This window comes from [Clostridium] ultunense DSM 10521, from assembly GCF_000511955.1.
GTDB classification, from domain to species: Bacteria; Bacillota; Clostridia; order Tissierellales; family Tepidimicrobiaceae; genus Schnuerera; species Schnuerera ultunensis.
On sequence record NZ_AZSU01000002.1, the window covers coordinates 43935 to 55557 of the forward strand.

Here is an 11623-nt window from a genome sequence, read left to right on the forward strand (position 1 = left end):
TTGAAGATGGATTTTAAAAACAAAACTATGGAAACTGTATTTGCCATAGCAATTTCCACAATACTAATGTTAATAGGGATATATTATTTACCGTGGGTCATATTTCTATACCCTGTCCTTTTTATAATATTAGGAATTAGATACGGAGTAAATTATGCTATATTGGCTTTAATTATATCCACTTTATCCATTGGATTAATGGTAGATATGATATCGGGTATATTTATATTTGTAGCATTTACCCCTTTGATTATATCATTAATTTATACCATTAAGACGAGAAAAAATTCTTTTACAATTTTATCTATTTCCACTTTTGTTTTTTTACTCTCTAATTTGTTGATAATAAGTATGATGAAAAATATGACTGGTGTAAGTATAATCAACCAATTAGAAGAATTTTTTACTCAAAGCATAAATTATCAAATAGAGATATTGAAAGATACAGGTTTATCAAATTATGAAGTTTTGAAGATTAAGGATTTTTTAGAAAATGCTTTTGATTATATACTCTTAATTATGCCATCAATAATCATGATATTTTCTTTAATAACAGCATATTTAAATTATTTACTATCTTCTTTATCCCTTAGAAAGCTAGAATATGGGATAGTATCAATTCCCAAATTTTCACGATTTAAACTGCCTAATAATATTTTATTGGGAACAGGGATTATGTTTTTAGGGGCATTTATATTAAAAAAATTGGAATTATTATATTATAAAACAGTATTTTTAAACATAACATCAATAATCGCTTTCATATTTTTTGTACAGGGTTTATCTGTCATAGACTATAAGCTCATTAAGAGGAATATAAAGATAATTCCAAGAATACTTATTGTTATAGTTTTTACTATAATTATACCCTTAGGATGGCTAATACCTTTTATTGGAGTACTAGATACTATATTTGACTTCAGAAAAATTAGGAGATCTATTTAATTTCCATTAGGAGGATAAATATGGATAATAAAAATTTTTTTAAATGGAAAGATGGAAGGACCTATTTAATAATAATAGGAGGGCTTATAGCCATAATCGCCTATTACCAACCTATATTAGCTTTACTTTTAGCTATAGCCTTGGCCTTTTTAGTCTATAAATATATTATCACCCTTCGAGAAAAGGAAGAGGAATGGACTAAATACATTGAAGGATTAGCTGAAGAATTTGATACAGCCACTAAACATGCTGTATTCAATATGCCTTTTCCTTTGGTAATGTTGGAAATGGATGGTACCATATCCTGGTATAATACTAGATTTATAGATATGATGGAAGAAAAGGATATATTGAATAAAAAGATTGATGAAATTTTACCTAAATTAAGAGTAGAAACCATTTTAAAGGATGCTAATAAGGCACCCTTAAAGATAGAATATAATAACCAACATTATGAAGTCCATTATAATATCGTTGATGGTAAAAAAACTATTAGTACAAAAGGCAATATTATAATGCTCTATTGGGTCAATAAAACGGAACAGGCTCTTCTCTATAATAGATATGAGGAAGAAAAAATAGCAGTTTGTTTGGCCTATATAGATAATTATGATGAAGTAAAGAATACAACTCCCGAGATCAATAGGCCATTGGTATTAGCAGAAATTGATAAAACTATAAATGCTTATGCAACTATGAACCATGGATTAGTTCGTAAGTATGAAAATGATAAATATATTCTAATATTTGAAAGTAAAAGTTTACAACAAATTCAAAACAGAAAATTTGATATATTAGATCGAATAAGAGAAATCGATAAAGGTAATTCAATATCTATAACTTTAAGTATGGGCGTAGGAATAAATGGAAAGAATCCAAATGAAAACTATGAATATGCAAGGGCGGCCATAGATATTGCCTTAGGTAGAGGCGGAGATCAAGCTGTTGTAAAGGATAACAATAATTTAAGTTTTTATGGCGGTAAAACTAAAGCCATAGAAAAGAGAAATAAGGTTAGATCTAGGGTCATATCTCATGCTTTAATGCAACTTATCGACCAATCAGAAAAAGTATTTGTAATGGGACATAAAAATGCAGATATGGACTCCTTTGGGGCCAGTATAGGAATAATTAGGGCTGTAAGAAATAGGAATAAAAAAGCATACTTCATATTAGGGGGGGTAAATCCATCCATTAAGAATATATATGTTAGAATGGAAGAAGAGCAACCAGAGTATTTAGATTTAATATTAGAACCAGAAGAAGCTATAGACATGGTTGATAGATCTTCTCTTTTAGTGGTAGTAGACAATCATAAGCCTAGCTTCACAGAGGCACCAGAACTATTGGATTTGACGGATAAGGTGGTATTAATCGACCATCACAGGCGAGGGGCTGAATTTATTAAGGATCTGGTTTTAACCTATTTAGAACCCTATGCTTCATCCACTTGTGAATTGGTTACAGAAATACTATATTATATGTCGGACAAGATGGAAATGACCAAATTCGAAGCAGATGCTCTATTAGCTGGAATAACGGTAGATACTAAAAACTTTACGTTCCAAACAGGGGTAAGGACCTTTGAAGCTGCTTCCATATTAAAAAGAGCGGGAGCTGATACTACTAGTGTAAGGCAATTATTTAGAGACGATTTCAATACATTTTTGCACAAGGCAGAGGTAGTCAAGAATTCCAAAGTTGTATTTGAAAAAATTGCTATTGGTAAGCTAGATAGCGAAATGGAGGATTCTATTCTAATAGCAGCTCAATCTGCCAATGATCTATTGAACATAAATGGGGTAGAAGCTACTTTTGTACTAACCTTATGGGAAGGGAAAGTTCATATAAGTGGCAGATCTTTAGGGAATATTTCTGTTCAATTAATACTTGAAAAACTAGGAGGGGGAGGCCATTTAACTAGTGCTGGTACTCAAATAGAGGGCAAAACCTTAGAACAGGTAGAAGAAATGCTTATTGAAGCTATAGATGAATATTTAAAGGAAGGTGAAGAAGAATGAAAATAATTTTACTAAAAGATGTGAAAGGATTAGGAGAAGCAGGAGAATTGGTTAATGCCAAGGATGGATATGCAAGAAACTTTTTACTACCAAGAAATTTAGCTGTAGAAGCAACACCTGCAAATATGAAAAAATGGGAAGAAAGAAAAAAAATTGAAGAAGCAAAAGAAAAGGAAGAATATGAAAAGGCCCTTAAACTAAAGGAAAAAATTGAAAACTTGACTGTTGAGCTAAAAGGAAAAGACAGGAGAGGGAGGTAGACTTTTCGGTTCAATTACCTCTAAAGATTATTTCTGAAGCATTAAAGANATATAAAAAGTATTCTATGTGAAGTAGCTTGGACAGTGACACGAAGAAAAGGAACATATTTATCAAACTGGTATTGGAAGGTAAAGCAAAGAAGGGGTACTAAAAAAGCTATTATTGGATTAGCACGCAAGATATTAGTAATTATCTATACTCTTTTAAAAGAGAACTTATCATATGATGAGGACAAATTTACAGAAATACAAGTGAATCATGAAAAGCAGAGAGAAAAGAAACTTATCCGAGAATTAAAAAAACGAGGATATATGGTTGAACCTCTAATTGCTTAATTGTTTCACCTAAAATCACCTAAAAATTGTACATAAAGCATATATAAGTAGCTTGGGGAAACCCTAAAAGGGCCTCCCGGGCATTTTATTGCTCAAAAAACAAGGGATAGATTATTCATAAGAAGTAAAGAAGAAGGTGGGATCTATTAAAGAGGAGCCTACTAACTAAATCATTTTCGTGTGAACCTTATGGGAAGGGAAAGTTCATATAAGTGGCAGATCTTTAGGGAATATTTCTGTTCAATTAATACTTGAAAAACTAGGAGGGGGAGGCCATTTAACTAGTGCTGGTACTCAAATAGAGGGCAAAACCTTAGAACAGGTAGAAGAAATGCTTATTGAAGCTATAGATGAATATTTAAAGGAAGGTGAAGAAGAATGAAAATAATTTTACTAAAAGATGTGAAAGGATTAGGAGAAGCAGGAGAATTGGTTAATGCCAAGGATGGATATGCAAGAAACTTTTTACTACCAAGAAATTTAGCTGTAGAAGCAACACCTGCAAATATGAAAAAATGGGAAGAAAGAAAAAAAATTGAAGAAGCAAAAGAAAAGGAAGAATATGAAAAGGCCCTTAAACTAAAGGAAAAAATTGAAAACTTGACTGTTGAGCTAAAAGGAAAAGCAGGAGAGGGAGGTAGACTTTTCGGTTCAATTACCTCTAAAGATATTTCTGAAGCATTAAAGAAACAGCATAAAATAGATATTGACAGGAGAAAGATAGAATTAAAAGATAATATTAAATCTATAGGTATAACTACAGTTGAAGTAAGGGTTTATCCAGAAATTTCTGCTAGCTTAAAAGTTGAAGTAGTAGAAGGATAATGGGGTGATTTAAATAGAAGCATATGCATTGGGGAAAATCCCACCTCATAGTTTAGAAGCAGAGCAATCGGTTTTAGGAGCTATGATATTAAATAAAGAAGCTATAAACACAGCTATAGAGCAGCTTCATCCTGAAGATTTTTATAAGGAAGCAAACAGGGAGATATTCGAGGCTATAATAGAATTGTTTAATAGAAATGAACCGGTAGACCTTATTACACTATCGGAAGAATTGAGAAAAAGAGGCACCTTAGAAAATTTAGGAGGGGTTACCTATCTTGCTGAACTGTCAGGCGGGGTAGCTATAACTTCTAATGTAAAATACTACTGTGATATAGTAGAAGAAAAGTCTATATTGAGGCGTTTAATAAAATCCTGTGATGATATAATGGCCAAGAGCTATGAAGGTACGGAAGAAGTCAATAATATTATTGAAGAAGCAGAAAAAAACATATTTGATATTACCCAAGGACGCCATAGAGAAGGTTTTGCCCCTATAAAGGAAGTATTATTAGATAGTTTTTCAAAGATAGAAGAAATGGCGGCCCATCAAGGAGAATTAACAGGCCTTACTACTGGATTTATCGACATTGACCAGAAATTATCCGGTATGCAAAATTCAGACCTTATATTATTAGCAGCAAGGCCTTCTATGGGGAAAACTGCCTTAGGAATCAATATTGCTACCAACTCAGCCATTAAAGCAGAAGCTAGCGTAGCTATATTTTCTCTGGAAATGTCTAAAGAGCAATTAGTTCAAAGAATGATTAGCTCAGCAGCCCATGTAGATCTACAAAAAATAATTAGTGGAAGATTAAATGAAGATGAATGGATTAAAATAATAGACGCTATGGGACCCTTGTCTCAAGCCAAAATATTTATCGATGATACCGCTGGAATATCCCTTACAGAAATGAAGGCAAAATGTAGAAGGTTAAAAATAGAAAGGGGCCTAGATTTAATCGTTATAGATTATCTGCAACTGATGCAATCCCATGGTAGACAAGAAAATAGACAACAGGAGATATCTGCCATATCTAGGGGACTTAAAGCCCTAGCAAAGGAAATGGATTGTCCTGTAATAGCCTTATCACAGCTTTCCCGTGCACCAGAACTTCGTTCTGACCATAGACCTATCCTATCAGACCTGAGGGAGTCTGGAGCCATAGAACAAGATGCAGACGTCGTACTTTTCCTATATAGGGATGAATACTACCATGAAGATTCAGATAAGAAAAATATTGGAGAAGTCATAATCGCAAAGCATAGAAATGGACCAACTGGAGTTGTTGAATTAGTCTGGAAGAAGGAATTTACTAAATTCTTAAATAAAGAGAATATAAGAGTGTAGTTAATTAACAATAGAGTTGGGTAAATATACTATTGATAGATGTACAATGGTAGTAGGGAGGTTTATTATATGGACGATAAAGTTTTAACCATAAATGATAGCGTAAAATGGGTCGGAATTTTAGATCCAGGATTGATAACCTTTGACGTAGTCATGGAGACAAAATACGGCACCACTTATAATTCCTATTTTATTGATGCTGACAAAAAGGCTATTATAGAAACATCCAAGGAACCTTTCAAAGAAGTGTATTTAGACAAAATCAAGAAAGTAGTGGGTTTTGAGGATATAGAATATATAATCCTAAACCACACAGAACCAGATCATTCAGGTAATTTAACCCATTTGTTGGATTTTGCAACCAATGCTACAGTGGTAGGTAGCAGGTCTGCTATCAATTTTTTAAAGAATATGGTGGACAAAGAGTTTAAATATATGATAGTTTCCCATGGAGACAAGTTAAGTCTAGGAAACAAAACCCTCAAATTCATATCTGCCCCATTCTTACATTGGCCAGATACTATGTTTACCTATTTAGAAGAAGATAGAATGCTATTTACCTGTGATGTCTTTGGATGTCATTACTGTGATGAAAGAATGTTTGACGATTTAGTAGATGATTTTGATGATGCCTTTGAATATTATTTTAGAGTGATACTAAAACCTTTTAGCAACTATATGCTAGAAGCTATAGACAAGATTAAGGATTTAGACATCCATACCATCTGTCCAGGTCATGGCCCTATACTCCGCTCCAATTGGCAGAAATATGTAGAATGGTCTAAAAAGATGGCAGAAGATACGGAAAAAAAGGTAGAAAAACATAAAGTTTTTATACCTTATGTATCTGCCTATGGAAATACCAGAAAAATAGGAGAAAAAATAGCAGAAGGTATAAAGATGGCTGGAGATATTGAAGTAGAATTAATGGATATAGAATTAATAGATGTAACTAGTTTAGAAGAGAAGATTGATAAGAGTACAGCTATAATAATCGGTTCCCCGACTATCAACCAAAACACCTTAAGACCAATATACGATTTATTTGCAGTAATAAATCCTATTAGGAATAGAGGTAAATTAGCAGGGGCCTTTGGTTCCTATGGATGGAGTGGAGAAGCCGTAAAGATCATACAAGAAAATCTTAAAAACCTAAAACTAAAGGTATATGACGATGGTTTAAGATGTTGTTTTATACCTTTTGAAGATTCTTTTCAAGAAGCTATAGAATATGGAAAAGATTTTGGGAAAAAATTATTAGATAATAGTAGATAAAAGAAATACTTCGAAGAAGAGATTCAAACCTTCTTCGAAGTATTAATTTCACTAATTATGTAATGGAAAGAGGAATTTAGATGGAAATAACGGGAAAAAGGATAAGGATATCTCCTTTAAAATTAGAGGATGCCTTTTTTATGAAGAACTGGGGGACCCACGAAAATCCTCTACTATCCGATTATAATCTACCTTCATTAAGTGATGAAGAAATAAGGAAATGGTATAACTATAAAACTGGTGAAAAAAATAGGAAGTACTATAGCGTATTTAATGAGGGGAATAGGTTTATCGGTTATATGGGTATTAAAAAGATAAGGAGAATTTTTAGGGACGCCTTATTGGGAATAGTATTTGACCCAAACTATGTAAATCAAGGCTACGGTACTGAAGCAATCACTGCCTTTTTAGAGTATTATTTTAATGAAATGAAGATGAAAAAATTATATTTAGAGGTAGCCCAATTTAACAAAAGGGCTCTACGGTGTTATGAAAAAAGTGGTTTTAAGATAATAGATAGATATTTAGATGAATTTTTTGATCAAAGGATTGATTTAATAGACCCTTACTTTATATCTGAAAAATCTTCTTTTGTAATAGAAGGAGGAAAGGTATATAATTATATTTACAAAATGAAAGTGGATAAGAATACATATTTAAAAGCGAGGGAAGAAATAGATGGACAAAAAATTAAAAATCAAACTAGGTCAACTATTGACTAGTTTATCATTTGCATTAGATGTAGCAGAAAATAGGTATTTCAACCATTCAAGAAGGACTGCATATATAGCTTATTGTTTAGCTAAAGAAATGGAATTAAAAGAGGAGGATATTATAGATATATATTATACATCCCTTATTCATGATATAGGTATGGCAGGCCATTTGTCTAACTATACTGTGAAAGAAATCCATTTTAATGAGGATTTAAGAAAGGAGCATTGTTTTAATGGTTATAAAATATTGGATAAGTTGCCTTTAAAAAGGGAAATGAAAGAATATATACTATATCATCATGAGGAATGGAAGGGAACAGGGCCCTATGGTTTAATAGAAAATGAAATCCCTTTAGCTGCTCAAATCATCCATCTAGCAGATTATTTTGAACTATTCTTTGTAAGGGAAATTAGAAATGGAAATCAGTTCCAGGATTTAGATAGAATATATAAATGGTTAAAGATGCATAGAAACAAAATGTTTAGCAATGAAATATGTGAGGTTTTTTCTTCGGTTATTTTGAAAGAAAAATTTTGGTTAGACTTAATGTCCATTAATATAGGTCAAGCTTTGCAGATAATCGAACCAGGAAAGGATATATCTATAGATATACACGACTTACATAAAATTTCAGGGGCCTTTTCCATGTTAATAGACGCTAAAAGTAGATTTACCTATGAACACTCTAAAGGAATTTCTAAAATTACAGGTAAATTTGCTGCCTATTTAGGCTATAATCCTATAATGATAGAGAAACTAACTATTGCAGCAAATTTACACGACATAGGCAAATTTGTAGTCCCTTTAAATATATTAGAAAAACCTGGTAAATTAAGTAATTCAGAATTCGAAATTATCAAATCCCATGTTTATTATACAAAACTAATATTAAAACAGGTAGAAGGCTTAGAGGATATAGCAGAATGGGCTGGGAATCATCATGAAAAACTGAATGGCACAGGATATCCAGAAAAATTAGATGAAAGAACTTTAACTAAGGAAGATCAGATAATAGCCTTTGCCGATATATATCAGGCTCTAACTGAGGATAGACCCTATAGGAAGGGAATGGAACCCAAAAAGGCTATATCCATAATGGATGGGATGGCAGATAGGGGAGAAATCTGTAATAGCATGTTGTCCGATTTTAAACAGGTAGTATTATATTAGAGGTGGAGAGATGAGTTTTATAATTGAAACTACGGATATCGATTTAGGTGATACGCCTATTGAAAATATATTTATCAATGATTTTATGCCCATGGCCAATGGTACCTATGTGAAGGTATATCTATTAGGATATAAATATGCCTACGATAGAGATGGAACTATTGAAGTGAACAATAAAACCATAGCCAAACATTTGGATATACCCTTATCCGATGTATTAAATGCTTGGGATTTTTGGGAGAGTAAAGGCATAATTAAAAAAATATTCATAGACAAAGATAATAAATTTAATTATAAGGTTAAATTTTTAAATTTAAAACAACTATATATAAAGAACAATTATAAACCCATTAATATTGAAGAAGAAATGGCCACAAAATCCTATATTTGTTCTGTAGAAGATCTTGTTGACGCTAATCAGATACCTGCCATTAATGAAATGTTCAATCAAATCGATTATATTATGAGAAGACAATTAGTACCTAACGAGAAGCAAAAGGTATTAGAATGGATATATAATTATAATATGAATCCAGATATTATTGTAAAAGCCTTTTTCTATGGAATAGAAAAAAAGGGCAAAAGAAATATTAACTATGTAGGGGGAATAGTAAGAAACTGGTATGATCAAGGAATAACCAATGTAGAGGCTCTACAAGAACATTTTAAGGAAACAGATGAAAAATATTTTAGGTACGATCAAGTTATGAAATATTTAGGATATGGAAATAGATTACCCAGTGTGGGGGAAATGAAAGTTATAGATAAATGGTTTGAAGAGTATAAATTTACTATGGAAATAGTCCTTAGGGGATGTGAAAACTCTAAAAAGACTTCTAATCCTAGTATTAACTATATAGATGGAATTTTAACTTCGTGGTACCATAAAGGGATTAAGACCGTTGATGAGATTGAAGAGAAGGACAGACCTTCAGAAAAGAAAGATACAAAATATAATAAAGCAGATAAGAGACCAAGAACCACCAGGACCAAATTTCATAATTTCCAACAGAGGACCTCTAATTATACTGCTGAACAATTAGAGGAGATTGTCCGGAGAAAACGAGAAGAATATTATTTTAAAACAAAAGGAGAAAGTAAGTAATGTATAGTCAAATATTAAGGGATATCTTAATGGAGTATGAAAAAAAAAGGGATAGGGCAGTTTATGAACAGAAGTTAAGGACTGAAAAAGTCTATAATAAAGTTCCTCGAATAAGGGAAATAGATAGATCCATATTAAAAACTGGTCTACTTATGTCTAAAGCAGTAATTGAGAATCCTAAAAATTATAAAGAAAACATTAAAAAGGTAAAAAAGGAAATAGAAAAATTAAAAATGGAAAAGGCTTATATCCTTACAGAGAACAATATTCCTTTAGATTATTTAGATACTTACTTTGAATGTAATGAATGTCAGGATACAGGCTATTTGCCTAATGGGGACAAATGTAACTGTTTAAAACAAGTCCTTATAAGTAAAGCTTATGGGATGTCCAATATTGAAAATGTTCTAAAGAAGGAAAACTTTCAGACCTTCAATATAAATATATTTCCAGATGAGCCTATAGAAGGGGAAAGGATGACTCCTAGGGAAAATATGGCAAATATCACCAGTATATGTGAAGGTTTCGTTAACAATTTTGATGAGAACAATGAGGAAAACTTATTATTCTATGGTTCTACTGGATTAGGCAAAACCTTTATGTGCAACTGTATTGCAAAGGCCTTATTGGATAAAAATAAAATTGTAATATATCAAACCGCTTTTAAGATATTGGAGATTATTGAAAAACGAAGATTCGGTAGAGATTTGGATAGGTTTAACGATTGGGATTATGAATTATTATTCCAAGCAGATCTTTTGATCATAGATGACTTAGGAACGGAGCTATCTAATGCCTTTACCAATGCAGAAATATTTAATATAGTAAATACAAGGCTAATAAATAATACTAAAACCATTATTTCTACCAATTTGACTCCAAAGGAGATTTCAGAAACCTATACGGATAGGGTGTTTTCTAGGGTGTTGGAAAGATTTATACCATTGAGGTTCTTTGGTCCCGATTTAAGATATTATAGGTGGGAAGCCAAATAGAAGCGTCTATTGATTTCAATAGGCGCTTTTTTCATTATAAGAGAATCTTATTATACATAATTGTTATTTATTATACATGGCCTTAAGGTGATGTTAGTATATAAGTATGGACACTAAATAAGGTTTTTTATATACTACTAAATGAGGAAGGAAGTGTCCATAAAATGTCTAAAAGAAAAACTTATACAGATGAATTCAAAATAATGATTGCAGAGTTAGTATTATCAGGAAAAACAGTTAGGGAAGTAGCAGACGAATATGGCCTAAGCCAAACAGCAATACGTAATTGGGTAAAGAAGAAAACACCGATAGATGTAAAGGGAGATACCACAAATCTTGAAGAAATTCTAAAAATCAAGAAGGAAAATGCAAGACTTAAGGAAGAAAATGATATATTAAAAAAAGCTATGGCCATATTCGCAACCAAATAAATCCTGATATTATATTTGAAATAATAAAAGCTAATTCTAAGGAACACAGCATAGATACTATGTGCAAGGTGCTAAAATATCCTAGAAGCACCTATTATGATAAGCATAAGGAAAAGCCTGGAAACAAGTGGAAAACTCTTAATAAGAAGCTTAGAGAAGATATTCTAACAATCTATAATAATAGTAACAAAA

The 11623-nt window shown here is 31.9% G+C and carries 10 protein-coding genes and 3 pseudogenes; all 13 read left to right on the top strand.

Going from position 1 to position 11623, the window contains the following annotated elements; translation table 11 throughout:
* Window positions 1-6 precede the first annotated feature (6 nt).
* The 13 genes and pseudogenes from CUL_RS0103020 (at window position 7) to CUL_RS0103075 (ending at window position 11431) form a co-directional block, all read left to right on the top strand.
* Complete coding sequence (locus CUL_RS0103020) at window positions 7-945, top strand: DUF2232 domain-containing protein (RefSeq protein ID WP_025640461.1); 939 nt, start codon at window positions 7-9, stop codon at window positions 943-945.
* 20 nt (window positions 946-965) lie between these two features.
* On the top strand, window positions 966-2966 hold the full coding sequence (locus tag CUL_RS0103025) for a DHH family phosphoesterase (protein WP_005582422.1): 2001 nt from the start codon (window positions 966-968) through the stop codon (window positions 2964-2966).
* Window positions 2963-3254 (top strand): annotated as a pseudogene (gene rplI / locus CUL_RS16545) (50S ribosomal protein L9); the annotation flags it as partial. The gene CUL_RS0103025 and the pseudogene rplI (CUL_RS16545), both read left to right, overlap by 4 nt.
* A 23-nt stretch (window positions 3255-3277) precedes the next feature.
* Window positions 3278-3562, top strand: a pseudogene (locus CUL_RS0103035) (IS110 family transposase); the annotation flags it as partial.
* A gap of 199 nt (window positions 3563-3761) precedes the next feature.
* Window positions 3762-3944: pseudogene (locus tag CUL_RS18260) on the top strand (DHH family phosphoesterase); the annotation flags it as partial.
* Window positions 3941-4387, top strand: coding sequence for a 50S ribosomal protein L9 (gene rplI, locus CUL_RS0103040; RefSeq protein ID WP_005582423.1), 447 nt, complete (start codon window positions 3941-3943; stop codon window positions 4385-4387). The pseudogene CUL_RS18260 and the gene rplI (CUL_RS0103040), both read left to right, overlap by 4 nt.
* Window positions 4388-4415: 28 nt before the next feature.
* Window positions 4416-5738, top strand: a complete 1323-nt coding sequence (gene dnaB, locus CUL_RS0103045) for a replicative DNA helicase (RefSeq protein WP_005582428.1) — start codon at window positions 4416-4418, stop codon at window positions 5736-5738.
* Between the two features lie 69 nt (window positions 5739-5807).
* A complete protein-coding gene (locus tag CUL_RS0103050) occupies window positions 5808-7013 on the top strand; it encodes an FprA family A-type flavoprotein (protein ID WP_005582430.1) in 1206 nt (401 codons plus the stop codon).
* Between the two features lie 80 nt (window positions 7014-7093).
* Window positions 7094-7735 carry a GNAT family N-acetyltransferase gene (locus CUL_RS0103055; RefSeq protein ID WP_025640464.1) on the top strand — a complete coding sequence of 214 codons (642 nt, stop codon included), beginning with the start codon at window positions 7094-7096 and terminating at the stop codon, window positions 7733-7735.
* Window positions 7692-8900, top strand: a complete 1209-nt coding sequence (locus CUL_RS0103060) for an HD-GYP domain-containing protein (protein ID WP_025640465.1) — start codon at window positions 7692-7694, stop codon at window positions 8898-8900. The genes CUL_RS0103055 and CUL_RS0103060 overlap by 44 nt, the downstream gene beginning before the upstream one ends.
* Before the next feature lie 10 nt (window positions 8901-8910).
* The gene (locus CUL_RS0103065; RefSeq protein ID WP_025640466.1) at window positions 8911-10005 is read left to right on the top strand and encodes a DnaD domain-containing protein; all 1095 of its coding nucleotides are present in this window, start codon (window positions 8911-8913) and stop codon (window positions 10003-10005) included.
* Window positions 10005-11000, top strand: a complete 996-nt coding sequence (locus CUL_RS0103070) for an ATP-binding protein (protein ID WP_005582437.1) — start codon at window positions 10005-10007, stop codon at window positions 10998-11000. The genes CUL_RS0103065 and CUL_RS0103070 overlap by 1 nt, the downstream gene beginning before the upstream one ends.
* Before the next feature lie 164 nt (window positions 11001-11164).
* Entirely contained in the window at window positions 11165-11431 is a 267-nt protein-coding gene (locus CUL_RS0103075; protein WP_025640467.1) for a transposase, read from the top strand.
* Window positions 11432-11623: the final 192 nt, after the last annotated feature.

Coding starts and splice junctions, on each gene's coding strand:
- CUL_RS0103020 (WP_025640461.1), top strand. CDS start 7: ATGGATTTTAAAAACAAAACTATGGAAACTGTATTTGCCATAGCAATT.
- CUL_RS0103025 (WP_005582422.1), top strand. CDS start 966: ATGGATAATAAAAATTTTTTTAAATGGAAAGATGGAAGGACCTATTTA.
- rplI (WP_005582423.1), top strand. CDS start 3,941: ATGAAAATAATTTTACTAAAAGATGTGAAAGGATTAGGAGAAGCAGGA.
- CUL_RS0103050 (WP_005582430.1), top strand. CDS start 5,808: ATGGACGATAAAGTTTTAACCATAAATGATAGCGTAAAATGGGTCGGA.
- CUL_RS0103055 (WP_025640464.1), top strand. CDS start 7,094: ATGGAAATAACGGGAAAAAGGATAAGGATATCTCCTTTAAAATTAGAG.
- CUL_RS0103060 (WP_025640465.1), top strand. CDS start 7,692: ATGGACAAAAAATTAAAAATCAAACTAGGTCAACTATTGACTAGTTTA.
- CUL_RS0103065 (WP_025640466.1), top strand. CDS start 8,911: ATGAGTTTTATAATTGAAACTACGGATATCGATTTAGGTGATACGCCT.
- CUL_RS0103070 (WP_005582437.1), top strand. CDS start 10,005: ATGTATAGTCAAATATTAAGGGATATCTTAATGGAGTATGAAAAAAAA.
- CUL_RS0103075 (WP_025640467.1), top strand. CDS start 11,165: ATGTCTAAAAGAAAAACTTATACAGATGAATTCAAAATAATGATTGCA.